This window comes from Pantoea sp. MBD-2R, assembly GCF_039134845.1.
Lineage (GTDB): Bacteria > Pseudomonadota > Gammaproteobacteria > Enterobacterales > Enterobacteriaceae > Erwinia.
Genome location: NZ_CP152417.1, coordinates 305,388 through 332,056, shown reverse-complemented (window position 1 = coordinate 332,056; position 26,669 = coordinate 305,388). Strand labels below are relative to the sequence as shown.

General features: G+C 54.1%; 15 protein-coding genes, 1 tRNA gene, 3 rRNA genes and 1 riboswitch. Of the genes, 8 read left to right on the top strand and 11 right to left on the bottom strand.

Features of this window, described 5'->3' with window-relative positions:
* The first annotated feature begins 151 nt into the window (after nt 1-151).
* The 4 genes from AAGQ96_RS01335 (at nt 152) to panS (ending at nt 5,805) form a co-directional block, all read left to right on the top strand.
* Nucleotides 152-1,954 carry a sodium:proton antiporter gene (locus AAGQ96_RS01335; protein WP_342754648.1) on the top strand — a complete coding sequence of 601 codons (1,803 nt, stop codon included), beginning with the start codon at nt 152-154 and terminating at the stop codon, nt 1,952-1,954.
* Between the two features lie 52 nt (nt 1,955-2,006).
* A riboswitch (Lysine riboswitch) is annotated at nt 2,007-2,317 on the top strand.
* A gap of 95 nt (nt 2,318-2,412) precedes the next feature.
* Nucleotides 2,413-3,765: a lysine-sensitive aspartokinase 3 gene (gene lysC, locus AAGQ96_RS01330; RefSeq protein WP_147194022.1), complete on the top strand. Its 1,353-nt coding sequence runs from the start codon at nt 2,413-2,415 to the stop codon at nt 3,763-3,765.
* A 268-nt stretch (nt 3,766-4,033) separates the two neighbouring features.
* Nucleotides 4,034-4,726 (top strand): aquaporin Z, encoded by a 693-nt coding sequence (gene aqpZ, locus AAGQ96_RS01325; protein ID WP_342754647.1) that lies wholly within the window; start codon nt 4,034-4,036, stop codon nt 4,724-4,726.
* A 161-nt stretch (nt 4,727-4,887) separates the two neighbouring features.
* The gene (gene panS / locus AAGQ96_RS01320) at nt 4,888-5,805 is read left to right on the top strand and encodes a ketopantoate/pantoate/pantothenate transporter PanS (protein WP_147194019.1); all 918 of its coding nucleotides are present in this window, start codon (nt 4,888-4,890) and stop codon (nt 5,803-5,805) included.
* A 172-nt stretch (nt 5,806-5,977) separates the two neighbouring features.
* Here the strand turns inward: panS and AAGQ96_RS01315 are convergent, their stop codons facing one another.
* Both AAGQ96_RS01315 and metH read right to left on the bottom strand, forming a co-directional pair.
* The gene (locus tag AAGQ96_RS01315; protein ID WP_342754644.1) at nt 5,978-7,603 is read right to left on the bottom strand and encodes a Na/Pi cotransporter family protein; all 1,626 of its coding nucleotides are present in this window, start codon (nt 7,601-7,603) and stop codon (nt 5,978-5,980) included.
* A gap of 129 nt (nt 7,604-7,732) precedes the next feature.
* Nucleotides 7,733-11,416: a methionine synthase gene (metH, locus tag AAGQ96_RS01310; protein ID WP_342754643.1), complete on the bottom strand. Its 3,684-nt coding sequence runs from the start codon at nt 11,414-11,416 to the stop codon at nt 7,733-7,735.
* Between the two features lie 308 nt (nt 11,417-11,724).
* Between metH and edd the strand changes: the two genes are divergently transcribed.
* Nucleotides 11,725-13,545: a phosphogluconate dehydratase gene (gene edd / locus AAGQ96_RS01305; RefSeq protein ID WP_342754642.1), complete on the top strand. Its 1,821-nt coding sequence runs from the start codon at nt 11,725-11,727 to the stop codon at nt 13,543-13,545.
* A gap of 14 nt (nt 13,546-13,559) precedes the next feature.
* Nucleotides 13,560-14,201 carry a bifunctional 4-hydroxy-2-oxoglutarate aldolase/2-dehydro-3-deoxy-phosphogluconate aldolase gene (locus AAGQ96_RS01300; protein WP_342754641.1) on the top strand — a complete coding sequence of 214 codons (642 nt, stop codon included), beginning with the start codon at nt 13,560-13,562 and terminating at the stop codon, nt 14,199-14,201.
* A 17-nt stretch (nt 14,202-14,218) separates the two neighbouring features.
* On the opposite strand, the gene metA is transcribed toward AAGQ96_RS01300, so the two are convergent.
* From metA to AAGQ96_RS01275, 5 genes are all read right to left on the bottom strand, one after another.
* Nucleotides 14,219-15,148 carry a homoserine O-succinyltransferase gene (metA, locus tag AAGQ96_RS01295; RefSeq protein ID WP_147194009.1) on the bottom strand — a complete coding sequence of 310 codons (930 nt, stop codon included), beginning with the start codon at nt 15,146-15,148 and terminating at the stop codon, nt 14,219-14,221.
* Between the two features lie 327 nt (nt 15,149-15,475).
* Nucleotides 15,476-15,591: ribosomal RNA gene (gene rrf / locus AAGQ96_RS01290) — 5S ribosomal RNA — on the bottom strand.
* A 106-nt stretch (nt 15,592-15,697) separates the two neighbouring features.
* Nucleotides 15,698-18,606: ribosomal RNA gene (locus AAGQ96_RS01285) — 23S ribosomal RNA — on the bottom strand.
* Between the two features lie 219 nt (nt 18,607-18,825).
* Nucleotides 18,826-18,900: transfer RNA gene (locus tag AAGQ96_RS01280), tRNA-Glu, on the bottom strand.
* Nucleotides 18,901-18,989: 89 nt separating this feature from the next.
* Nucleotides 18,990-20,530 (bottom strand): 16S ribosomal RNA (locus AAGQ96_RS01275).
* The 16S, 23S and 5S rRNA genes sit together here with 1 tRNA gene alongside, the layout of an rRNA operon.
* A gap of 636 nt (nt 20,531-21,166) precedes the next feature.
* Here AAGQ96_RS01275 and purH point away from each other — a divergent pair.
* Together purH and purD are read left to right on the top strand one after the other, a co-directional pair.
* The gene (purH, locus tag AAGQ96_RS01270) at nt 21,167-22,756 is read left to right on the top strand and encodes a bifunctional phosphoribosylaminoimidazolecarboxamide formyltransferase/IMP cyclohydrolase (protein ID WP_342754640.1); all 1,590 of its coding nucleotides are present in this window, start codon (nt 21,167-21,169) and stop codon (nt 22,754-22,756) included.
* A 15-nt stretch (nt 22,757-22,771) separates the two neighbouring features.
* A complete protein-coding gene (gene purD, locus AAGQ96_RS01265; protein WP_147194005.1) occupies nt 22,772-24,052 on the top strand; it encodes a phosphoribosylamine--glycine ligase in 1,281 nt (426 codons plus the stop codon).
* A 37-nt stretch (nt 24,053-24,089) separates the two neighbouring features.
* On the opposite strand, the gene AAGQ96_RS01260 is transcribed toward purD, so the two are convergent.
* From AAGQ96_RS01260 to nfi, 4 genes are all read right to left on the bottom strand, one after another.
* On the bottom strand, nt 24,090-24,707 hold the full coding sequence (locus tag AAGQ96_RS01260) for a DUF1481 domain-containing protein (RefSeq protein ID WP_342754639.1): 618 nt from the start codon (nt 24,705-24,707) through the stop codon (nt 24,090-24,092).
* A gap of 174 nt (nt 24,708-24,881) precedes the next feature.
* The gene (hupA, locus tag AAGQ96_RS01255; protein ID WP_017803060.1) at nt 24,882-25,154 is read right to left on the bottom strand and encodes a nucleoid-associated protein HU-alpha; all 273 of its coding nucleotides are present in this window, start codon (nt 25,152-25,154) and stop codon (nt 24,882-24,884) included.
* Nucleotides 25,155-25,341: 187 nt separating this feature from the next.
* A complete protein-coding gene (locus tag AAGQ96_RS01250) occupies nt 25,342-25,932 on the bottom strand; it encodes a YjaG family protein (RefSeq protein WP_147194001.1) in 591 nt (196 codons plus the stop codon).
* Between the two features lie 66 nt (nt 25,933-25,998).
* Entirely contained in the window at nt 25,999-26,667 is a 669-nt protein-coding gene (nfi, locus tag AAGQ96_RS01245; RefSeq protein ID WP_147193999.1) for a deoxyribonuclease V, read from the bottom strand.
* Nucleotides 26,668-26,669 lie beyond the last annotated feature (2 nt).

Below are 26,669 nucleotides of genomic sequence, written 5' to 3'. Positions count from 1 at the left end.
GCTTGCCGCTCGCCTTTTCCTGCAACAGGTGACAGCTATCGGGAGAGAAGTTTTCCTCCCTTTTGCCCGGGGCTATTTATAATTCAGGCGGCGGGACGATGCCCGATGCGTTTCAGTATGACTATTCTTGCCCTTTAAAGGAAAAATTTTTATGGTGCTTTCTGCCCCACTCCTGTTGGTTATCATTGGATTAAGTTCGCTGGTAGCCCAGTGGCTGGCCTGGTTGCTGCGTCTGCCCGCAATTTTGCCGCTGCTGGTTTTCGGCATTCTCCTGGGGCCGGTCGGACATGTTTTGCAGCCGGATGCGCTGTTCGGGGCGCTGTTGTTCCCTCTCGTTTCGCTGTCGGTGGCAATTATTCTGTTCGAGGGCGCGTTAACGCTGCGCTTCGATGAAATCCATGGCCTGGGCAAGGTTGTACGTAATCTGGTGACGATCGGCATGCTGGTCACTTTTCTGGCGATCGGCATAACCTGCTGGCTGCTGCTCAACTTCCCGCCTGAACTGGCGGCGCTGGTCGGTGCCGTGACGGTCGTTACCGGGCCGACGGTGATTGCGCCGCTGATGCGCGTGGTGCGCCCCAATAAAGCCATTAACCAAATCCTGCGCTGGGAAGGTATCGTTATCGATCCGGTGGGCGCTATTTTTACGCTGCTGGTCTTTGAATTCATTGTGCTACAGCAAAAAGCAGAGTCGCTGGCGCATCTGTTCTGGACGTTTGGCCTGACCGTGGTGGTTGGCGCCATTGGCGGCGTGCTGTTTGGCTGGCTGATGGGCCTGGCTTTAAAACGCGTCTGGCTGCCCGGCTATCTGCAAAATTTCGCGGTACTGGCCGTGATGCTAACCGCTTTCGGCGCGTCCAACGCCATCGCAGACGAGTCGGGCCTGTTAACCGTTACGGTAATGGGCATCTGGCTGGCTAACATGCGTGATGTCGATTTGAATGAGATTATCGCCTTTAAAGAAGAGCTATCGGCACTGTTGATCTCCGCGCTGTTTATCATTCTGGCTGCCAGACTGGACGTCAACGCACTGCTGGCGATGGGGTGGCCATTGGTCGGCCTGCTGCTGGTGGTGCAGTTTATCGCCCGCCCGCTTTGTATCCTGTTTTCCACCTGGGGATCGCAGCTGTCGTGGCGCGATAAACTGTTACTGAGCTGGATTTCTCCTCGCGGTATTGTCGCGGCGGCGGTTAGCTCGCTGTTTGCTCTGACGCTGGAAAAGACCGGATATGAAGGCGCCAGTAAGCTGGTAACGGTGGTATTTGCGGTGATTATCGGCACCGTGGTGTTGCAAAGCCTGACCAGCGCATTTTTAGCGCGTGTGCTGCGTGTGCAGCAACGTGAGCCTCGCGGCATTCTGATTATCGGTGCCAACAGCGTCGCTCGTGCCTTGGCCGCCGCACTGCAAAAATTGGATTTGCCGGTGCTGGTGACCGACAGCAGCTGGGAATATTACCGTCTGGCAAGAATGGAAGGCATTCCGGCCTATTATGGCAACGCCTGGTCAGATCATGCGGAAAACTTCCTCGATCTCAGCGAAACCGCACAGGTTCTTGCCCTCTCGCCGAATCGTCATCAGAATGCTTTGGCCGTTTATCACTTCAGCCATATTTTCGGTAACGACAACGTGGCGGCTGTTCGCTCAGGTGCCACGCTGCGAGGCCGCCGCGACAGCGAAAGCCCGCGTTTCCGCCGTCATGAAGTGTTATTCAGTCAGGAATCAACCTATGCCCGCCTCAGTAGCCTGCTGGCAAAAGGCGGCGTCATTAAAGCCACTGGACTGAGCGAAAACTTTGGCTGGCAGGAATACCTGGAAAAGAACCAGACGGCGGTACTGCTTTTTGTACAGGATGCGCAGGGCAAGCTGAAAGTGCATGATGGTAAGCCGCCCAAACTGCCCTGCACGGTTATTGCGCTGGTGCAAAGTGAAGAATCCTCAAAGACCGGGGATTGACAGCGAAGCAATAACCCGGTATTTCTGGGCGGCTAGCTGCGCATCTGATGCGCAGGCCAGAAGAGGCGCGTCGCCCAGGCAGTGTGTTGGAGGAACCGAATCCTGAGAAAACACACCATGGGGTGCGACGCCGAGGTACAAACCATGCGGATGGTGCGTATCGGCTACAGGGGCTGAATCCTCTGGGTTGTCACCAGGCTCGTTCGCTAATTGAACGATCCCTACCAGATTAATTGACGCTGTACGCGGGCGGCACGTTAAGGCATTTCAATCGGCTTATTGTGAGCGATTCCAGTGCATTAACCTGGCCAACCCATGCGGCGTTAAGTAAGCAGGTATGCAAGGTGGGGCGCTTCTGGGTGACTCGTAGTAAGCCCCTTTCTACGTATGCCCCGTTTCTGCTCTTCCCTTGTGCCAAGGCTGATAGAATTTAACCTGACACGAGGTATGTCAAGTCTATGTCCCAATCATTGATCGTGGCGAAATTTGGCGGCACCAGCGTTGCCGATTTTACTGCCATGAACCGAAGCGCCGACGTGGTGCTGTCCGATCCGAACACGCGTCTGGTGGTGCTCTCCGCTTCTGCGGGCGTTACCAACCTGCTGGTTTCTCTGGCTGAAGGTCAGGAGCAGGAGCAGCGCGCTTACCTGCTGGATGAGATCCGCCGGATTCAGTACGCGATTGTCGATCGGCTCTCACAGCCGGACGTCATCCGTGAAGAAGTCGACCGCGTGATGGAGAACATTACGATGTTGTCCGAAGCCGCCGCACTCGCGACGTCAACCGCGCTGACGGATGAGCTGGTTAGCCACGGCGAGCTGATGTCCAGCCTGCTGTTCGTTGAAATCCTGCGCCAGCGTAGCGTCAATGCCCAGTGGTTTGACGTGCGTAAGGTTTTACGGACTAACGATCGCTTTGGCCGCGCCGAGCCGGATGTCAGTCTGCTCTCTGAGCTAACCCAGGCTCAGCTCGCCCCACGCCTTGCCGACGCGCTGATTGTCACTCAGGGCTTTATTGGTAGCGAAGCCAAAGGACGTACCACGACGTTGGGACGCGGTGGCAGCGACTATACCGCGGCGCTGCTGGGCGAAGCGCTGCATGCCAGCCGCATTGATATCTGGACCGATGTGCCGGGCATTTACACTACCGATCCTCGCGTGGTGCCAACCGCAAAACGCATCGACGAAATCACCTTTGAAGAAGCGGCTGAGATGGCGACTTTCGGTGCCAAAGTCCTGCATCCAGCAACCCTGTTGCCTGCGGTTCGTAGCGATATCCCGGTTTTTGTCGGTTCAAGTAAAGATCCTGCCGCCGGCGGTACGCGCGTCTGCAATGAAACACAGAATCCGCCGCTATTCCGCGCGCTGGCATTACGCCGCCGACAAACGCTGCTCACGCTGCACAGCCTCAACATGTTGCATGCACGTGGTTTCCTGGTGGAAGTGTTCACCATTTTGGCTCGCCATAACATTTCCGTTGACCTGATTACCACTTCAGAAGTGAGCATCGCGCTGACGCTGGATACCACAGGATCGACTTCGACCGGTGACAGTTTACTGACTCAGGCGTTGCTGACCGAACTTTCCTCGCTGTGCCGGGTGGAAGTGGAAGAAAACCTGGCGCTGGTGGCATTGATTGGCAACAAGCTGTCGCAGGCTTGTGGCGTCGGTAAAGAGGTCTTTGGCGTGCTTGAGCCTTTCAATCTGCGTCTGATTTGTTACGGTGCCAGCAGCTACAACCTGTGCTTCCTGGTGCCGGGCAACGATGCCGAGCAGGTCGTACGGGCATTGCACCGAAATCTGTTCGAGTAGCCGCTGCAGCCGACCTTTCCAGGTTTGTGAGTAATAACTAACCCCGCGCTTCGGCGTGGGGTTTTGTTTTTTCTGCACCACGATCGGCGCGGTGCTGACCTGCCACAACCTCATTTGACCACCGTTAATTAATTGATCTAACGCAATTTACTCTGCATTAATCACGCTTAAACCCGTGCTGTCCGCATATTCTCTCGCTCGTTGATTTTCCGGTTGGATTCGCCAGGGATAATTGCGGCGTTAAATCAAATAAACGAGGATAGAGTAAATGCGTAAGTATATGGCAGAGGTACTGGGGACGTTTGTTCTGGTGCTCGGAGGATGTGGCAGCGCAGTATTAGCCGCAGCCTTTCCTGAATTGGGGATTGGCTTCGCCGGTGTGGCACTGGCGTTTGGCTTAACCGTATTGGTGATGGCTTTTGCCGTTGGCCATATTTCAGGTGGCCATTTTAATCCTGCCGTCACGTTTGGCCTGTGGGCGGGCGGACGTTTTCCCGGCTCGCGGGTGGCAGGTTATATCGTGGCTCAGGTTATTGGCGGTATTGTCGCGGCAGGCGTGCTTTATCTCATCGCCAGCGGTCAGGCTTCTTTCGACGCCGTAGCCAGCGGTTTCGCTTCAAATGGCTACGGTGAGCATTCACCAGGCGGCTTTTCACTGCTGTCCGGTATGATTACCGAAGGCGTGCTCACCGCGGTCTTCCTGATTGTGATTATGGGTGCGACCGATAAACGTGCTCCCGCAGGTTTTGCGCCGATTGCCATTGGCCTGGCGCTAACGCTGATTCATTTGATCAGCATTCCGGTAACTAACACTTCAGTCAACCCGGCTCGCAGCACCGCCGTCGCCATTTTCCAGGGTGGATGGGCGTTGGATCAGCTGTGGATGTTCTGGTTGCTGCCCATCGTGGGGGGTATTGCAGGCGGTTTGATCTACCGGGGCCTGCTGGCAAGTAAAGCGTAATCGTTGTGCCGTGCGGGTTAAATGTTAACCCGCAATCTCCCTTCCACCCGGCTTATTCTTTTGCAATAGTGTTATGATTCAACGCCTGTTTTTCCCCCGTTCCGGGCAAAACATCCGGCCTCACGCATAAAATCGACACAACATCAAAAGGAAGTCTGGCTATGCTTGCCACTGTTACTCGTCTGTTCCCGCTGTGGGCAGTCCTGCTCTCTGTCGCCGCTTATTACACGCCTGAAACGTTTTTAGGCATTGGTCCCTGGGTAACCTATCTGCTCATGCTCATTATGTTTGGCATGGGCGTAACGCTGAATATCAACGATTTTAAACGGGTGCTGACGCGTCCGGCGCCGGTCATTGCCGGGACGTTTCTGCACTATCTGGTGATGCCGCTGGCGGCATGGCTGCTGGCTAAACTGTTCCATATGCCGCCCGATTTATCCGCGGGCATGATTCTGGTGGGCAGCGTTGCCAGCGGAACGGCATCGAACGTGATGATTTACCTCGCAAAAGGCGACGTGGCGCTTTCAGTTACCATCTCTTCCGTCTCCGCACTGGTGGGCGTTTTCGCCACGCCGTTGCTCACCAAACTCTATGTGGATACCCATATTCAGGTTGATGTGGTCGGCATGCTGTTAAGCATTGTGAAAATCGTCGTGGTGCCAATCAGCATCGGCCTGATTGTTCACCATACAATGAACAGCGTGGTCAGGCGCGTGGAGCCCTGGCTGCCTGCGTTTTCGATGGTCTGTATTCTGCTCATTATCAGCGCCGTCGTTGCGGGCAGCCAGGGCTTTATCGGCTCGGTAGGTCTGATGGTGATTGCGGCGGTTATTATGCATAACGCAATTGGGCTGCTCGGTGGCTACTGGGGCGGCAAGCTGTTTGGCTTTGATGAGTCAACCTGTCGTACGCTGGCACTGGAAGTGGGCATGCAGAATTCAGGCCTGGCAGCAACGTTAGGAAAACTCTATTTTTCACCGCTGGCCGCACTGCCGGGCGCGCTGTTCTCAGTCTGGCATAATTTGTCGGGTTCGCTGCTGGCAGGCTACTGGTCCGGCAAGCCAATCGACAAGAAATAGTTTCTCTCTGCTCCTTCTTCGCTCACTTAATGCCAGGGCGGCTCACTCCCTAAAGCAGGAGGAACACGGGCCATGGACGGCCCGTGTCGAGCTGGCTGGGCCGCCGCTTTTTGCCTCTTTCTGGATGGCCCATGTTCCTCCCGCCAGCACTATAACACCAGCCGTCGCCCGTCTACTCCTCATCGCGCTCATCATCAGGCTGTTCCAGCACGCTGTAGGCAACGGCGCAAAACAGCGAGTTCAGACGCTTCATATCCCCCAGCAAGCCTAAGTGCAGAGAACTGGTTTCGATGCTCTGCACATTTTGCTGATGCAGGCGATCGACGTGTTTGTGTGAATAGCGACGATTAGTAATGCGGAAACGGTGCTTGGCGCGGCGAAGTCGCTTAGCGCTGGTGATATCGCGAGAGAGGAATACCGAGAGGCTCAGGCGCAGGTTAGCGGTGAGCTGCTCCAGTAACGCATTTAATTCATTCAGACCTTCAACAGAAAAGGCGCGGCGAGCAGTTAACGACTTGTCTGCAACGTCAGCGCTCATACGCTCAAGGATATCGCCCGCCATTTCCAGGTTAAGCGCCATCTCAATAATTTCCGCCCAGCGGCGGGAATCTTCTTCCGGCAAATCTTCCTTCGGCATTTGCGCCAGATAGAGTTTGATCGCCGTATAAAGGACGTCGGCATCGTCATCCAGCTTACGGATTTCCCGTTCTTCGCGCAGTTCACCGCCCACGACTTTGCTGAACGTTGCCAACATCTGCTCCAGCACATCTCCCAGCCGCAAAGTTTCCCGCGAGGCATTCGCCAGCGCCAGTGCAGGCGTATCAAGCGCGCTGGTATCCAGATGCTTAGGCTTAAGACGAAGCTCCGTTTCCGCGTCTTCCCCAATCAGTCGCTGACACAGGCCGGCCATTGCTCCGGCAAAAGGCACCATAATCAGGCAGCGGATCAGGTTGTAGAAAACATGGAAGAAGATCACCAACTCTTCATCATTTACCGGCAGTTTTTGCAACCACTCCGCCAGCACATCAATAAAAGGCAGGACGATGAGTGAACCGATAAATTTAAACAGCAGGCTGCCCAGCGCCACTCGTTTACCGGCCGCGTTAGAAGTGCTGTTATTGAGCATCGCCAGCAGACCACTTCCCAGATTCGCGCCAATTACCAGACACAGCGCCACTTTGAACGAGATAACCGCAGTTGCGGTAAGCGTGGCGGTAATCAGCACTGCGGCAAGGCTGGAATAGCTGATGATGGCGAACACGGCACCGATTAAGGCGTCCAGCAAAACGTCGCCCGTCAGCGAGGAGAACAGAACTTTCACGCCTGCCGCATGGGTAATTGGCGTGGCCGCTGCCACAATCAGCTGGAGCGCCAGCAGAATCAGCCCTAAACCGATACTCGTTCGGCCAAGCTGCCCCGCCCGCGTTTGTTTACGGCCGAGGAAGAACACCACGCCAAAGAAGATGAAAAGAGGAGAAAGCCAGGAAAGATCAAACGTCAGCAGGCGGGCCATCAGTGCCGTACCGACATCGGCGCCAAGAATAATCACCAGTGCGGGCGTAAGCCCTACCAGCTCCTGAGCGACAAAAGAAGTCACCAGCAAAGTAGTGGCATTGCTGCTTTGCACCAGTGCGGTAACACCAATGCCGGCAACAAATGCCATGGGTTTTTTTGCCACGCTGCGGCTGAGCACACGACGTAAATCGGCGCCGTACACACGCATAATCCCGGTCCGGACAATGTGCGTGCCCCAAACCAGTAGCGCGATGGCGGAAAGTAAATTAAGCAGGGTTAGCACCAGTATTGACCTCTTCGCTTCTTAACAACAGAGTGCCAAAGCAAGGATCCTGCCCTGGCACGGTTAAGTTTAGCCGCTTTATCGAAAAAGCTTTTTTATCAGCGTCATACTTTGCTGCTACCTGCGGAATTAGTCTGCGTCGTACCCTAAATTCGGTGCCAGCCAGCGTTCAACATCGGTGACCAGCATGCCTTTACGGCGGGCGTAATCCTCAATCTGATCGCGCTGTATTTGAGCGACGGCAAAATATTTGCTGTCAGGATGGCTGAAATACCAACCCGATACGGCTGCGCCTGGCCACATAGCGAAGGATTCCGTCAGCTTCATGCCGGTATGATGCTCCACATCCAGCAGCTGCCAGATAGTGGCTTTTTCGGTATGTTCAGGGCAGGCCGGATAGCCAGGTGCCGGGCGGATACCCTGGTAATTTTCGCGAATCAGCTCTTCATTACTGAGGTTCTCCGTCGCGGCGAAGCCCCAGATAACTTTACGCACCCGTTCATGAAGATATTCGGCAAAGCCTTCTGCCAGGCGATCGGCCAGCGCTTTGACCATGATTTTATTGTAATCATCATGTTGGGCGTCCCAGGCCTCAGCCAGCGCATCTTCTTCCAACCCGCCAGTGACGGCAAATGCCCCGATATAATCGGCTTTTCCGCTGCGCTTTGGCGCTACAAAATCAGCCAGACAATAATTGGCAAAGTCCTTCTTCTCTGTCTGCTGGCGTAAGTGATGACTCACTTGCAATACTTGGGTACGCGACTCGTCCTGATAGATTTCGATGTCATCACCTACGCGGTTAGCCGGGAAAATCCCTACCACGCCGCGCGGATTAAGAGATTGCTGGGCACTCAGCTGATCCAGCATCGCGTTGGCATCGGCGAATAAGCGCTTCGCTTCTTCCCCAACAACGTCATCTTCAAGAATGCGCGGATATTTCCCCGCCAGCGACCAGGTCATAAAGAATGGCGTCCAGTCTATGTAGTTACGCAGCGTTTCGATGTTAGCGCTTACTTCGCTTACACCCAGCCTGTGCGGCACCGGCGGCGTATAGTTTTCCCAATCCAGCGACAGTTCATTTTCCCTGGCTACCTGCAAACTGACCGGCGGCGTACGCGGCTTTTTACGGGCGTGCTGAATGCGTACCGTGTCATATTCTTTGCGTGTTCGGGCGACAAAATCGTCATGCTGAGTAGCAGAAAGTAACGCAGAGACCACGCCTACCGTGCGCGAGGCGTTTTGCACATACACCGTCGGGCCGCTGTAGTTCTGCTCTATTTTGACCGCCGTATGCGCTTTCGAGGTTGTCGCGCCACCGATTAACAACGGTAGGGTAAAACCCTGGCGTTCCATCTCTTTCGCCACGTTGACCATTTCATCCAGCGACGGGGTGATCAGGCCGGAAAGGCCAATAATATCCGCGTTGTGCTCTTTGGCCGTTTTGAGGATTTTATCGCTGGGCACCATCACGCCCAAATCTATGATTTCGTAGTTATTACATTGCAGCACCACGCCAACGATGTTTTTGCCGATGTCATGCACATCACCCTTAACCGTTGCCAGCACGATCTTGCCGTTGGTGCTGCCTTTTTCTTTGCTCGCTTCGATGTAAGGTTCCAGATAAGCCACCGCCTGTTTCATCACCCGGGCCGATTTAACCACCTGCGGCAGAAACATTTTCCCTTCACCAAACAGGTCGCCGACCACGTTCATACCGGCCATCAGCGGCCCTTCTATCACTTCGATAGGACGGCTGGCCTTTTGACGAGCCGCTTCGGTATCGTCTTCGATAAATTCGGTAATGCCTTTGACCAGCGAATACTCCAGACGCTTCTCCACTTCCCAACTGCGCCATTCGGCCTGCGGTTTGGTGCTGTCATCACCGGCTTTGCTGCCACGATACTTTTCGGCCAGATCCAGCAGCCGTTCCGTGCCGTCAGTTCGCCGGTTGAGCACCACATCTTCCACCGCATCACGCAGCTCGGGTGCCAGATCGTCATAAATAGCCAGCTGGCCCGCGTTGACGATGCCCATATCCATGCCGTTACGAATAGCGTAATAGAGAAAGACGGCATGAATCGCTTCGCGCACCGGATCGTTGCCGCGAAAGGAGAACGAGACGTTGGAGACGCCACCGGAAATCATCGCATACGGCAGCTCGCGTTTAATGTCTTCACAAGCACCGATAAAATCCATTGCATAGTTATTGTGTTCTTCAATACCGGTAGCGACGGCAAAAATATTTGGATCGAAGATGATGTCTTCCGGCGGGAAACCCACCTCTTCAGTCAGGATCTTATAAGCCCGACGACAGATTTCGATTTTACGTTCGCGAGTGTCTGCCTGGCCGAGTTCGTCAAAAGCCATCACTACCATTGCCGCACCATAACGGCGGACAAGACGGGCATGATTCCTGAATGCTTCCACGCCCTCTTTCATTGAAATGGAGTTAACGATGCCTTTGCCCTGAATGCATTGCAGCCCTTTTTCGATCACCTCCCATTTTGAGGAGTCGATCATAATCGGCACGCGAGCAATATCAGGTTCGCCAGCAATCAGATTGAGAAAACGTACCATCGCCGCTTCGGCATCAAGCATTCCCTCATCCATATTGATGTCGATGATCTGCGCGCCGCTGGCCACCTGCTGTAAGGCAACATCAAGCGCCTCGTTATACTTTTCTTCTTTGATTAATCGCTTAAATTTTGCCGAACCGGTAACGTTAGTCCGTTCGCCGACGTTAACAAACAGCGATTCGGCGCTGATATTCAGCGGTTCCAGACCAGAAAGACGGCAGGCGACAGGCAGCGTCGGTAATTGACGCGGCGCAATGCCGTCGACTGCTTTTACCATCGCAGCAATATGCACCGGCGTGGTGCCGCAGCAGCCACCGACAATATTCAGAAAGCCCGACTGCGCCCATTCGCCGATCTGCTCAGCCATGATCTGCGCATCAAGATCGTATTCACCGAAGGCGTTTGGCAAACCCGCGTTGGGATGCGCGGTGACGTAACTCTCGGCAATACGGGATAGCTCGGCGACATACTGACGTAGCTCATCAGGGCCCAGCGCGCAGTTAAGGCCAAACGATAACGGTTGCGCATGACGCAGCGAGTTGTAGAAGGCCTCGGTAGTTTGCCCGGAGAGTGTCCGCCCCGAGGCATCGGTGATGGTGCCGGAAATCATCAGCGGCAACGTGATGCCCAGCGCCTCGAACTCGCTTTGCACAGCAAAAATCGCCGCTTTTGCATTCAGCGTGTCGAAAACCGTTTCGATCATAATGAGATCGGATCCGCCCTCTATCAGCGCGCGCGTGGATTCGCGATAGGCTTCTACCAGCTGATTAAAGGTGATATTACGAAAAGCAGGATCGTTCACATCTGGTGAAATAGAACAGGTGCGGTTCGTTGGGCCTAATACTCCCGCGACATAGCGTGGTTTATCCGGCGTGCGGGCCGTCCATTCATCAGCACAGCTTCGCGCCAGCCTGGCAGCTGTGTAGTTAATCTCTGCCGACAGCGATGCCATATGGTAATCCGCCATCGCGACAGGAGTGGCGTTAAAGGTGTTGGTTTCCAGAATATCCGCGCCAGCATCCAGATAGGCATTATGGATATCGCCAATCACATCCGGGCGAGTGAGTACCAGCAGGTCATTATTTCCTTGCAGATCGCTCTGCCAGTCGGCAAACCGTTCACCGCGAAAATCTTTTTCGGACAGACGATAGCTTTGGATCATCGTGCCCATGCCGCCATCCAGCACCATGATGCGTTTCGCCAGCTGCTGATGCAGCGCTTCTGTTCTGTTACTCACTCTCGCCCCTTCAACGTCACCCAGCGGCACAATGCCAGCAGACCATACTGGCACAACTTTTGAACAGGTAAAAGGCAGCAGGCCTGAGACATTTTCAGCTTGCCGATTAAGGTTACATAACACTGAATCCCTTCCCACTCCCGCCTTCATCATTTTCCTGCCACTGAATAAAACTTGCCTTAGATCATGCTTAGCGCTGTTTCCTGGCGGAAGCGGTTGCGCGCACGGGTTATTACTACAACACTGTAAGCAGACAATGTTACCGGTAACAACCCAGCAGCACATCGCTGATAACGGGAAACCTGACCATGACTACTGACAACCAAACCGTCACCCGCGTTACTCAACGCATCATCGAACGCTCTGCCTCCACGCGTACCGCCTATCTGGCCCGAATTGAGGCCGCTCGCTCCCGCACCGTTCATCGCGCACAGCTGGCCTGCGGTAATCTGGCTCACGGCTTCGCCGCCTGCCAGCCTGATGATAAAGCCGCCCTGAAAAATATGGTGCGCAGCGATATTGCCATTATTACCGCTTATAACGATCTGCTTTCTGCCCATCAGCCTTACGCCGATTATCCGGACAAACTGAAGCAGGCACTGCATCAGGTTGGCGCAGTGGGTCAGGTTGCTGCTGGTGTTCCGGCGATGTGTGACGGCGTGACGCAGGGACAGGATGGGATGGAACTGTCGCTGATGAGTCGGGATATTATCGCCATGTCCGCCGCCGTTGGGCTTTCGCATAACATGTTCGACGGCGCATTGTTTTTAGGCATTTGCGACAAAATCGTTCCCGGACTGGTTATGGCCGCGCTCTCTTTTGGCCATCTTCCCGCGCTGTTTGTGCCTGCCGGGCCGATGAGCAGCGGTCTGCCCAACAAAGAAAAAGTCCGTATCCGCCAGCTTTACGCCGAAGGAAAGGTCGATCGTCAGGCGCTGCTGGAAGCGGAAGCCGGCTCCTATCATGGCAAAGGGACCTGCACGTTTTACGGCACCGCCAATTCTAATCAGATGGTGATGGAGGTGATGGGGTTGCACCTGCCCGGCTCTTCCTTTGTGCATCCTGATACGCCCCTGCGCGACGCGCTAACCGATGCGGCCGCCCGCCAGATTACTCGTCTGACGGAAACAGCAGGCAACTACATGCCGGTCGGCCAGCTGGTTGACGAAAAGGTCATTGTAAACGGCATCGTGGCGCTTCTGGCGACGGGTGGCTCAACTAACCTGACGATGCATCTGGTGGCAATGGCACGGGCTGCCGGGATTCAAATTACCTGGGATGATTTCTCCGATCTGTCTCAAGCGATTCCGCAGCTGTGCCGCATCTATCCAAACGGTCCGGCGGATATTAATCAATTCCATGCCGCAGGCGGCGTCCCGCTAATTGTGCGTGAACTGCTGAATCATGGATTGCTTCATCAGGATGTTAATACCGTTGTGGGTTTTGGCCTGGAAAAATATACCCAGGAACCCTGGCTGGATAAGGGCCAACTGGCCTGGCGTGAAGGTGCAGAAATCTCGCAGGATAGCAGCGTGATCGCCCGTGTTTCGCAACCGTTCTCCCCACATGGCGGCACAAAAGTGATGTCAGGTAACCTGGGCCGGGCGGTGATGAAAACCTCCGCCGTACCGGCCGAAAATCAGATCATTGAAGCACCTGCCGTAGTTTTTGACAGCCAGCACGACATTCTGCCCGCCTTTGAAGCGGGTGACCTGAATAAAGACTGCGTCGTTGTGGTGCGTTTTCAGGGCCCGCAGGCCAATGGGATGCCGGAGCTACATAAGCTGATGCCACCGCTTGGCGTTCTGATGGACCGTGGCTATAAGGTAGCGTTAGTTACCGATGGCCGCTTATCAGGCGCATCGGGAAAAGTACCTTCCGCTATTCATGTTACGCCAGAGGCACAAACTGGCGGTCTGCTGGCTAAGGTACAAAACGGCGATCTGATGCGGGTGAATGGCTTAACTGGTGAGCTGGCGCTTCTGGTAGATGAAGCGATTCTCAGCGCCCGTGAACAGTATCAACCCGATTTAAGCGCTGAACATATCGGCTGCGGACGCGAGCTATTTGGTGCGCTTCGCAGTCAGCTGTCGGGTGCCGAACAGGGTGCCTGCTGCATCCCTTTTTAAACGGAGATCTTCAGATGAACCACTGGAAAATGAGCGCGGAACAGATTCTGACTTCAGGTCCGGTCGTGCCGGTCATTGTCATTGAGCGATTGGAACAGGCCGTGCCGCTGGCCAGAGCATTAGTGGCCGGAGGGGTGCGCGTGCTGGAAGTCACTTTACGTACTGACTGCGCCGTTGAGGCCATCCGCGCTATCGCACAGGAAGTGCCTGGGGCTATCGTCGGTGCGGGAACGGTAATCAATCCAGAACAGCTTCAGCAGGTAACGGAAGCTGGCGCGCAATTCGCCATCAGTCCAGGCCTGACTGAAGCACTCCTCAAGGCAGCAACAGCAGGCTCGATCCCATTGATCCCCGGGATCAGCACCGTTTCGGAACTGATGCTCGGCATGGACTATGGCTTACGGGAATTTAAGTTTTTTCCAGCAGAAGCTAACGGCGGTGTAAAAGCGCTAAAAGCTATTGCGGGACCTTTTCCACGGGTGCGCTTTTGCCCGACAGGAGGGATTTCTCCCGCTAATTATCGTGATTATCTGGCGCTGGATAGCGTGCTTTGTATCGGCGGTTCATGGTTAATCCCCGCAGATGCATTACAAAGCGGTGATTATGAGCGCATCACCGCAGCGGCACGTGAAGCCGTAGCGGGAGCTTCGGCCTGATCGTTTTAGATTACGCCCTATTCGAGCGTAGGGTTCATATGGCGCAAATCAAATGGCGTAATCTGGTAAACGTAATAGTTCAGCCAGTTTGAGAACAGCAGGTTACCGTGGCTGCGCCAGCTTGCTCGCGGCGGCAGCGCGGGATTGTCCTGCGGAAAATAGTTAAACGGGACATCAGGATTAAGCCCGGCTTCCAGATCACGATGGTATTCTCCTGACAAAGTCAGCGCGTCATACTCCGGATGGCCGGTGACAAACGCCAGTCGTTTATCTTTGCTCGCAAACAGGTAGGCACCGGTTTGCTCTGATTCAGCAAATATTTCCAGATCGGTATAATCCCGTAGCAGCTGTGACGGAAAATCCGCATAGCGTGAATGTGGCGCCAGAAACGTATCGTCAAAACCGCGCGTCAGCAGCGCATGAGGATGCAGGATCTGATGATCGTAGACGCCTGATAGTTTGTTTTCACGCGTCTGTTTGGGAATACCGTAGAGAATATTCAATGCGGCCTGCACGGCCCAACAAACAAAAAGCGTGGAGGTGACATGCTCTTTCGCCCAGTGCAGAACACGCTGGATCTGCGGCCAGTAAGCCACGTCATTAAAATCAACCAGCCCCAGCGGCGCACCGGTAACGATCAGCCCATCATAGTTATCATCACGAATATCGTCGAAATTACAGTAAAAGTTATTCAGATGTTCCATTGGTGTGTTGCGTGACTCGCGGCTGTCGATGCGTAACAGCTGAATATCAATTTGCAACGGCGAGTTTGAAAGCAGGCGCAGAAACTGATTTTCCGTCTCAATTTTCTTTGGCATCAGATTTAATACCAGCACTTTCAACGGGCGGATTTCCTGAGTACTGGCACGAGTTGATGTCATCACAAAGACATTCTCGTTGCGCAGAAAATTCACTGCTGGTAACTCATCGGGTACCCTGATCGGCATAACCTGCTTCCTCAACTAACCATTTATACGTTTAGACATCCAGACAGCCAAAGATAACGTGGCGAGGGCTAAATGTCGAGGTTTCATCAGATAGGTGAAAATGTTTCATCATCGGGCGATGATTTTGTCGAATAGCCGGGTGCGCTGGCTACATCGGCGGCAAAACAGAGCGGATTTACCGGCGAAAGAAGATGAAAATTAGACGATCCGGCTAGTGAAAGTGGACGGGTGAAAGTGCACTGGAGGAATTTTTCTTTCAGAGGGCCGGTTTTCTGGCCCCAAACGCAAAAAACCCTGACCGTGAGGTCAGGGTTATCGCGATTTGATGCCTGGCAGTTCCCTACTCTCGCATGGGGAGACCCCACACTACCATCGGCGCTACGGCGTTTCACTTCTGAGTTCGGCATGGGGTCAGGTGGGACCACCGCGCTAAAGCCGCCAGGCAAATTCTGTTATTCACGCCGCCATAAAGGCCGCGCAAATTTATCCGGTTAACAAGCTGAAAATCTTTGCGTCTCTCAACGCTCACCAGAACGCTTCTGGCGTTGTAAGGTTAAGCCTCACGGGTCATTAGTACCGGTTAGCTCAACGCATCGCTGCGCTTACACACCCGGCCTATCAACGTCGTAGTCTTCAACGTCCCTTCAGGTGGCTTAAAGCCACAGGGAGAACTCATCTCGAGGCAAGTTTCGCGCTTAGATGCTTTCAGCGCTTATCTTTTCCGCACTTAGCTACCGGGCAGTGCCATTGGCATGACAACCCGAACACCAGTGGTGCGTTCACTCCGGTCCTCTCGTACTAGGAGCAACCCCTCTCAATTCTCCAGCGCCCACGGCAGATAGGGACCGAACTGTCTCACGACGTTCTAAACCCAGCTCGCGTACCACTTTAAACGGCGAACAGCCGTACCCTTGGGACCTACTTCAGCCCCAGGATGTGATGAGCCGACATCGAGGTGCCAAACACCGCCGTCGATATGAACTCTTGGGCGGTATCAGCCTGTTATCCCCGGAGTACCTTTTATCCGTTGAGCGATGGCCCTTCCATTCAGAACCACCGGATCACTATGACCTGCTTTCGCACCTGCTCGAGCCGTCACTCTCGCAGTCAAGCCAGCTTATGCCATTGCACTAACCTCACGATGTCCGACCGTGATTAGCTGACCTTCGTGCTCCTCCGTTACTCTTTGGGAGGAGACCGCCCCAGTCAAACTACCCACCAGACACTGTCCCCACGCCGGATCACGGCGCCAGGTTAGAACATCAAACGTTAAAGGGTGGTATTTCAAGGTTGGCTCCACGCAGACTGGCGTCCACGCTTCGAAGCCTCCCACCTATCCTACACATCAAGGCTCAATGTTCAGTGTCAAGCTGTAGTAAAGGTTCACGGGGTCTTTCCGTCTTGCCGCGGGTACACTGCATCTTCACAGCGAGTTCAATTTCACTGAGTCTCGGGTGGAGACAGCCTGGCCATCATTACGCCATTCGTGCAGGTCGGAACTTACCCGACAAGGAATTTCGCTACCTTAGGACCGTTATAGTTACGGCCGCCGTTTACCGGGGCTTCGATCAAGAGCTTCTCCTTGCGGATAACCCCATCAATTAACCTTCCGGCACCGGGCAGGCGTCACACCGTATACGTCCACTTTCGTGTTTGCACAGTGCTGTGTTTTTAATAAACAGTTGCAGCCAGCTGGTATCTTCGACTGCCTTCAGCTCCACCCGCGAGGGGTTTCACCTACCGACAGCGTGCCTTCTCCCGAAGTTACGGCACCATTTTGCCTAGTTCCTTCACCCGAGTTCTCTCAAGCGCCTTGGTATTCTCTACCTGACCACCTGTGTCGGTTTGGGGTACGATTCTGTGTTACCTGATGCTTAGAGGCTTTTCCTGGAAGCAGGGCATTTGTTACTTCAGCACCGTAGTGCCTCGTCATCACGCCTCAGCCTTAAAGAGTTCCGGATTTGCCTGGAACTCAAGCCTACACGCTTAAACCGGGACAACCGTCGCCCGGCCAACATAGCCTTCTCCGTCCCCCCTTCGCAGTAACACCGAGTACAGGAATATTAACCTGTTTCCCATCGACTACGCCTTTCGGCCTCGCCTTAGGGGTCGACTCACCCTGCCCCGATTAACGTTGGACAGGAACCCTTGGTCTTCCGGCGAGCGGGCTTTTCACCCGCTTTATCGTTACTTATGTCAGCATTCGCACTTCTGATACCTCCAGCAGACCTCACAGTCCACCTTCGACGGCTTACAGAACGCTCCCCTACCCAACAACGCATACGCGTCGCTGCCGCAGCTTCGGTGCATGGTTTAGCCCCGTTACATCTTCCGCGCAGGCCGACTCGACCAGTGAGCTATTACGCTTTCTTTAAATGATGGCTGCTTCTAAGCCAACATCCTGGCTGTCTGTGCCTTCCCACATCGTTTCCCACTTAACCATGACTTTGGGACCTTAGCTGGCGGTCTGGGTTGTTTCCCTCTTCACGACGGACGTTAGCACCCGCCGTGTGTCTCCCGTGATAACATTCTTCGGTATTCGCAGTTTGCATCGGGTTGGTAAGCCGGGATGGCCCCCTAGCCGAAACAGTGCTCTACCCCCGAAGATGAGTTCACGAGGCGCTACCTAAATAGCTTTCGGGGAGAACCAGCTATCTCCCGGTTTGATTGGCCTTTCACCCCCAGCCACAAGTCATCCGCTAATTTTTCAACATTAGTCGGTTCGGTCCTCCAGTTAGTGTTACCCAACCTTCAACCTGCCCATGGCTAGATCACCGGGTTTCGGGTCTATACCCTGCAACTTAACGCCCAGTTAAGACTCGGTTTCCCTGCGGCTCCCCTATACGGTTAACCTTGCTACAGAATATAAGTCGCTGACCCATTATACAAAAGGTACGCAGTCACCCTGATAAATCAAGGCTCCCACTGCTTGTACGTACACGGTTTCAGGTTCTGTTTCACTCCCCTCGCCGGGGTTCTTTTCGCCTTTCCCTCACGGTACTGGTTCACTATCGGTCAGTCAGGAGTATTTAGCCTTGGAGGATGGTCCCCCCATATTCAGACAGGATATCACGTGTCCCGCCCTACTCATCGAACTCACAGTAAGTGCATTTTTGTGTACGGGAGTATCACCCTGTACCCTGCGACTTTCCAGACGCTTCCACTAATGCACAAACTGATTCAGGTTCTGGGCTGTTCCCCGTTCGCTCGCCGCTACTGGGGGAATCTCGGTTGATTTCTTTTCCTCTGGGTACTTAGATGTTTCAGTTCCCCAGGTTCGCCTCGCAACACTATGTATTCATGTTGCGATGATGCACCGTAGTGCACCGGGTTTCCCCATTCGGGTATCGTCGGTTGTTGCGGTTCATATCACCTTACCGACGCTTATCGCAGATTAGCACGCCCTTCATCGCCTCTGACTGCCAGGGCATCCACCGTGTACGCTTAGTCACTTAACCTCACAACCCACAAGCGTCCCGAAAGACACATTGCTGTTGTAAGCATTTGAGAGACTCGAACACATCGTTTCGTTTATCCTTATTACGGAGGATAAACACGACGTGTCGTTTCAATTTTCAGCTTGTTCCGGATTGTTAAAGAGCAAATATCTCAAACGTAGCTCGTAAGCCAGTTTTGAGATACTTTGTGGAGACACCTTTCACCTGTCACCAAGCAAGTGGCGTCCCCTAGGGGATTCGAACCCCTGTTGCCGCCGTGAAAGGGCGGAGTCCTAACCGCTAGACGAAGGGGACACGGATAGTGTCACGACTTCGCAGCCGTCTTGCTCTAACGTTTCTATCAGACAATCTGTGTGAGCACTGCGCGGGAAGGTATCTTCAGGTAAGGAGGTGATCCAACCGCAGGTTCCCCTACGGTTACCTTGTTACGACTTCACCCCAGTCATGAATCACAAAGTGGTAAGCGCCCTCCCGAAGGTTAAGCTACCTACTTCTTTTGCAACCCACTCCCATGGTGTGACGGGCGGTGTGTACAAGGCCCGGGAACGTATTCACCGTGGCATTCTGATCCACGATTACTAGCGATTCCGACTTCACGGAGTCGAGTTGCAGACTCCGATCCGGACTACGACGCACTTTATGAGGTCCGCTTGCTCTCGCGAGGTCGCTTCTCTTTGTATGCGCCATTGTAGCACGTGTGTAGCCCTACTCGTAAGGGCCATGATGACTTGACGTCATCCCCACCTTCCTCCGGTTTATCACCGGCAGTCTCCTTTGAGTTCCCACCATTACGTGCTGGCAACAAAGGATAAGGGTTGCGCTCGTTGCGGGACTTAACCCAACATTTCACAACACGAGCTGACGACAGCCATGCAGCACCTGTCTCAGAGTTCCCGAAGGCACCAATCCATCTCTGGAAAGTTCTCTGGATGTCAAGAGTAGGTAAGGTTCTTCGCGTTGCATCGAATTAAACCACATGCTCCACCGCTTGTGCGGGCCCCCGTCAATTCATTTGAGTTTTAACCTTGCGGCCGTACTCCCCAGGCGGTCGACTTAACGCGTTAGCTCCGGAAGCCACTCCTCAAGGGAACAACCTCCAAGTCGACATCGTTTACGGCGTGGACTACCAGGGTATCTAATCCTGTTTGCTCCCCACGCTTTCGCACCTGAGCGTCAGTCTTTGTCCAGGGGGCCGCCTTCGCCACCGGTATTCCTCCAGATCTCTACGCATTTCACCGCTACACCTGGAATTCTACCCCCCTCTACAAGACTCTAGCCTGCCAGTTTCAAATGCAGTTCCCAGGTTAAGCCCGGGGATTTCACATCTGACTTGACAGACCGCCTGCGTGCGCTTTACGCCCAGTAATTCCGATTAACGCTTGCACCCTCCGTATTACCGCGGCTGCTGGCACGGAGTTAGCCGGTGCTTCTTCTGCGGGTAACGTCAATTGCTGAGGTTATTAACCTCAACACCTTCCTCCCCGCTGAAAGTACTTTACAACCCGAAGGCCTTCTTCATACACGCGGCATGGCTGCATCAGGCTTGCGCCCATTGTGCAATATTCCCCACTGCTGCCTCCCGTAGGAGTCTGGACCGTGTCTCAGTTCCAGTGTGGCTGGTCATCCTCTCAGACCAGCTAGGGATCGTCGCCTAGGTGAGCCATTACCCCACCTACTAGCTAATCCCATCTGGGTTCATCTGACAGCGAGAGGCCCGAAGGTCCCCCTCTTTGCTCTTGCGAGGTTATGCGGTATTAGCTACCGTTTCCAGTAGTTATCCCCCTCTGTCAGGCAGATCCCCAGACATTACTCACCCGTCCGCCACTCGTCACCCAAGAGCAAGCTCTCTGTGCTACCGTTCGACTTGCATGTGTTAGGCCTGCCGCCAGCGTTCAATCTGAGCCATGATCAAACTCTTCAATTAAAAGTTCGATTTGCTGCAACAAGTGCAGCGATGCTCAAGTGTAAAACGTCATAATGAATTTTCATTATGTGTTCACTCTTAAGACTTGATATTTTTTGACACCCGAAGGTGTCTGATATCAATCCTGCGAGTGCCCACACAGATTGTCTGATAAATTGTTAAAGAGCGTTGCGAACAGTGCCTTAGCTTCCTGTCGCGAGGTGGCGTATATTACGCTTTCCTCCTTCAGAGTCAACTTCTTTTTGAGAAGTTTTTCTCCGGCGATTCAGCTTCCTGAACCTCCTGAACCGGCGGGCTGTAAGCCGTTGTGCCGTCTCAGTGGTTGCGCATTATAGGGAGTTCTCGGCGGCTGACAACCCCTAATTTGCATAAAATAACGCGTTCGCTGCATTCCACAGCAAAAGGGCTGTTTATACGCAGTTATTAACAAACTTATCCACATTGATTGCCGATCGGTAATTTAGGCGAGCATCACGCAAACGTTTTCGCTACAATGCCCCCGCAAAATCCCGGTCCCCCATTTGGGGGCGTTACCTGAATCTTTACCGTTTTCTTCTCTTCTATAGAGAAGGAAGCTGGCTAAGATTGATGTAACGCTCTTATTTATGCGAACCAAAGCCAAGGGATCTAACCACCATGCAACAAACTCGCCCTGTACGCCGCGCTCTACTCAGTGTGTCTGACAAAGCTGGTATCCTCGAATTTGCTCAGGCGCTGTCAAAGCGCGGCGTCGAGCTACTCTCCACCGGCGGCACTGCTCGCCTGCTCGCCGATGCTGGCCTCCCTGTTACTGAAGTGTCTGACTACACCGGTTTTCCGGAAATGATGGATGGACGCGTTAAAACACTGCATCCCAAAGTACACGGCGGGATTCTGGGACGCCGCGGTCAGGATGATGCGATTATGCAGGAACACAGCATCTCTCCTATCGACATGGTGGTCGTTAACCTTTATCCCTTTGCCCAGACCGTAGCCCGCGAAGGCTGCTCGTTGGAAGATGCCGTTGAGAATATCGATATCGGCGGTCCAACGATGGTGCGCTCCGCAGCGAAGAACCACAAAGATGTGGCTATCGTGGTTAAGAGCAGCGACTACCAGGCGATCATCAATGAGATGGATGCCAACAATAACGCCCTCCAGCTGGCAACCCGTTTTGACCTGGCAATTAAAGCCTTCGAGCACACCGCCGCCTATGACAGCATGATTGCCAACTACTTCGGTAGCCTGGTGCCGGCTTACCATGGTGAGACTTCTGAGCCAGCAGGTCGCTTCCCCCGCACGCTAAATCTGAACTTCATTAAAAAGCAGGATATGCGCTACGGGGAAAACAGCCATCAGGATGCTGCCTTCTATATAGAAGAGAATGTCTCTGAAGCCTCTGTCGCTACTGCGCAACAGGTTCAGGGCAAAGCGCTTTCCTATAACAACATTGCTGACACCGATGCAGCACTGGAATGCGTAAAAGAATTCAGTGAGCCCGCCTGCGTAATCGTGAAGCATGCCAATCCTTGTGGCGTCGCGGTTGGTGGCTCGATTTTGAATGCTTACGAGCTGGCTTACAAAACCGATCCGACTTCAGCCTTCGGCGGCATTATCGCGTTCAACCGCGAACTGGACGAAGCGACCGCTCAGGCAATCATCAGCCGTCAGTTTGTCGAAGTTATCATTGCCCCTTCCGCCACTGAAGCCGCGCTGCACGTTACCGCTGCCAAACAGAACGTTCGCGTGCTGACCTGTGGACAGTGGCAGCAACGCCAGGCCGGTCTGGATTTCAAACGCGTCAACGGCGGCCTGCTGGTACAGGATCGCGACCTGGGCATGGTCGGCGAAAGCCAGCTGCGCGTGGTCAGTAAACGCCAGCCGACCGGGCAGGAACTGCGTGATGCGCTGTTCTGCTGGAAGGTTGCCAAATTTGTGAAGTCCAATGCCATTGTCTATGCCCGTGACAATATGACCGTGGGCATCGGCGCCGGCCAGATGAGCCGCGTGTACTCGGCAAAAATCGCCGGGATCAAAGCGAAAGACGAAGGCCTGATTGTGGAAGGCTGCGCGATGGCTTCCGACGCCTTCTTCCCGTTCCGTGACGGTATTGATGCGGCGGCGGCGGCTGGCGTGAGCTGTGTTATTCAGCCTGGTGGTTCAATCCGTGACGAAGAAGTTATCGCTGCGGCTGACGAACATGATATCGCGATGATCTTTACCGATATGCGCCACTTCCGCCATTAATTAAGGAACAGAACAATGAAAATTTTAGTTATTGGCAATGGCGGTCGCGAGCACGCGCTGGCATGGAAAGCGTCCCAGTCACCGCTGGCGGAAACGGTGTTTGTCGCGCCAGGCAATGCGGGTACGGCACTTGAGCCTGCTTTACAGAATGTTGCTATCAGCGCTACCGATATCCCTGCCCTGCTGAGCTTTGCACAAAATGAAAAAATCGATCTGACCATTGTCGGCCCGGAAGCACCGCTGGTTATCGGCGTGGTAGATGCTTTCCGTGCCGCTGGCCTGAAGATCTTTGGCCCTACGCAGGCTGCTGCGCAGCTTGAAGGCTCTAAAGCTTTTACCAAAGATTTCCTGGCTCGCCATCAGATCCCAACGGCCGAATACCAGAACTTTACTGATGTCGAAGCGGCTCTTGCCTATACGCGCAGTAAAGGCGCCCCCATTGTGATCAAAGCTGATGGTCTGGCTGCGGGCAAAGGCGTGATTGTGGCGATGACGCTACAGGAAGCAGAAGACGCGATTCAGGATATGCTGGCGGGCAACGCCTTTGGCGATGCGGGCCACCGTATTGTTGTCGAAGAGTTCCTCGACGGTGAAGAAGCCAGCTTTATTGTGATGGTTGACGGCGAGAACGTGCTGCCCATGGCAACCAGCCAGGATCACAAACGCGTTGGCGATGGCGATACCGGCCCGAACACTGGCGGCATGGGGGCTTACTCGCCTGCCCCGGTCGTTACCGACGAAATCCACCAGCGCGTGATGGATGAAGTGATTTGGCCAACCGTTCGCGGTATGGCAGCCGAAGGCAACGTCTATACCGGCTTCCTCTATGCTGGCCTGATGATCGATAAGAGCGGTCAACCCAAGGTCATTGAATTCAACTGTCGTTTTGGCGATCCGGAAACGCAGCCAATCATGCTGCGGTTGAAGTCGGATCTGGTCGATCTTTGCCTGGCAGCCGTAGATGGCAAGCTGGACAGCAAGGATTCCGTCTGGGATCCTCGCCCTTCTCTCGGCGTGGTACTGGCGGCAGGCGGTTATCCTGGCGATTACGGTACCGGCGATCAGATTCATGGTCTGCCGCTGGAAGAGACGCCGGACGGCAAGGTCTTCCACGCTGGCACAAAAATGCAGGATGATTTAGTCGTGACTAACGGTGGGCGCGTACTGTGCGTGACCGCGCTGGGTGAGGATGTTGCTGCCGCGCAGAAGCATGCTTACGAACTGGCTAAACATATTTCATGGAATAAAAGCTTCAGCCGTAGCGATATTGGCTATCGTGCGATTGGCCGTAAGTAGTCTGCATGAGGGCCGGAGCAATTCGGCCCTTTGCGCCTCAGAAATCTTCAGCTGTTGGCTGAGCAGGACATATATCATCTGCGGAAACCAGTAGCAGCTGCGTGCCGCCTGGTGCTTCCAGCCAGGCAATACTGAGCGGTTTACCCGATTCCTGCTGATGCTGCGTAATATAGCTCGCGGCATAGCGGTCAAAGCTGGGATGACGGGTTCCTTTCTGACAAAGCGTCACCGTGCCTGATGGCTTCCAGTGTCCCTGCTGCAAAACCACGCGTCCTTTCAATAAATCATCGCTGACGGTTAGCATGCGTCCGGCATCATACTGATATAACGCGATCGCATCTGCTGACAGGGCTTCACGCCTGTCTTCCAGCTGCCGCTGCATAAAGCTCAGGCTGCCATCCTGATCAAAGCGCATCGTTACGCTTTCAGGATGCTCACCCGCAATATGCCGCTCAATAGAGATCAGTTTGTCCTGCTGCCACTGATAGTCGGTGGTTTCCACCGCCGGGCCATTGAAAGGGGTATAGACCGTCATCAGACGGGTAACGTGCGAATCACGCTCTTTACGCCAGATACGTACTGCACCGCGATCGGCAAGATAGCCGCTGGCGCTAAAGTCAGGATGCGCGGGACGGGAACTGCAACCGGCAAGCATTATCACTGTCAATGAGGAAAGCAGAAAGAACCGGGAGCGAATCATAGTGCGTCACACAATGAGAGCAGGGAAGCTGCCGTCAGTGGGAATGAGGCAGTCAGAAAAAAACGGGGAGAAACCAGTTTTAACAAAAGGGGCAGAGCGCCCCCCTGTTTAAAACCTTTCACTGTCAGCTTACTTAACAGCGTCTTTCAGTGCTTTACCAGAAACGAATGCCGGTACGTTTGCAGCTGCAATTTTGATTTCATTGCCAGTCTGCGGGTTGCGGCCAGTACGCTCAGCACGGTGGTTAACTTTAAAGGTACCAAAACCAACCAGTTGTACAGCATCACCTTCTTTCAGAGACTCAGTAATCGCAGCCAGGGTGGATTCCAGAGCAGCTTTAGCCTGGGTCTTAGACAGGTCCGCTTTGTCCGCAATTACATCAATCAGTTGAGTCTTGTTCATAAGTTATCCTTACAGTGTATTTATCGCTTGCTAAGCATCAAGTGCGAGGGAAAAACCAGTATTGGCACTCTCCTGCATACACGCACCGATAGCCACATTTTTCAGCCCCCCAAATGTAGACCAGACTGGGGGCGAATGTGAAGCCTTAAGGCGCTACAAATCAGGCCTGAAGTCACGTTTTATCGCCTTACTGCTGAAAATTTATACCGATGTTGCTAATCCCTGATTCTCGCAGGTCAGAACGCAGTCCTTTTATCAGTTCCAGGTCCCTTTCTTCACAGGCACTAAGCAGGCGGAAAATCTCCCACTGAATGTCCCACTCTTCTTCTACAGCCGGGTTCGCTTTTAGCTCTTCTTCGGTCATTTCGCGTTCAGCCTGGGTCATTTCCAGCATGGCAACGCTGGTGATTGACGCTTCGCTAACGGCAATCGCATGAGCCAGGGTCTCACCGCTTAAACGTGAATGCAGCAATTCGCTCAATGCCACACAGGCATCGATTGCTGGATACACGCCGTACAGATCGTAATCTTCTGCGGCCGGGATCGCTTCTTCCAGCTTTTCCAGCTGCGAATCGAAATTCACTTTGGCATCTTTAACCACCAGCGTTTCCCAGATCAGATCGAGGATGCGGCGATAAAGCTGCCCTTCGCCAAAACCAGTTTGCTGGCAAAATGCCCAGTAGTTGGGATACATGCGTTCACACAAGCAGGCCATAAAAGTCACGTGCTGCCAGCTTTCCAGCTTTTCCAACCGCAGGTGAATCGGATTACGTATCATGTTGGGATCTCTTAAACGAAAAATGCGCGGCCTGCAGTGTAACTGAAAAGCGTGCGCCTCACACCGTTAACCCTGCTGTTGAAAGCGGACAAAGGCAGGCCGTTGTGACGCCACCGCATCGGCCCAGCGAGTCGGTTCCGGCAGACGATAGCCTTGCAAACAGGTTTCCACCCAGTGCAGCGCGGTATCGGCACTGACGCGGTGGCCGGAGGAAATAAAGAGCGGATTACAGCGTCGTTTGCTGCGCAGCACCCAGCCAATCTGCTCGCCCTTGTCGAACAGCGGCTGACGCGCGCCCGGTTCTTCTTCCAGCGCTTCAAACTTACCGCACAGGCGCCGTTTGGCGACACCGATGGTCGGCACGTCCACCAGCAGGCCAAAATGGCTGGCAACGCCCAGGCGGCGTGGATGCGCGATGCCGTGCCCATCGACAAACAGCAGATCGGGCTTTTGCTCCAGCAGCGCCCAGGCAGCCAGCAACGCGGGGTATTCGCGGAAAGAGAGGAATCCGGGGATATAGGGCATCGTGGTGGCGATACGCGCCACCCGATGCTCAACCAGCTTCAATGAGGGGTATTCAAGGATGACCAGCGCGGCACGAGTCACTTCTCCGCCCTGTTCGAATCCCACATCCGCACCACCGATGTAGCGCGGCGGCATTACTTCAAAATCATCTTCACGCACGATCTCAGCCGCGCGAGTCATCTGCTCCTGCTTTAATGCCTGAATATCCATAA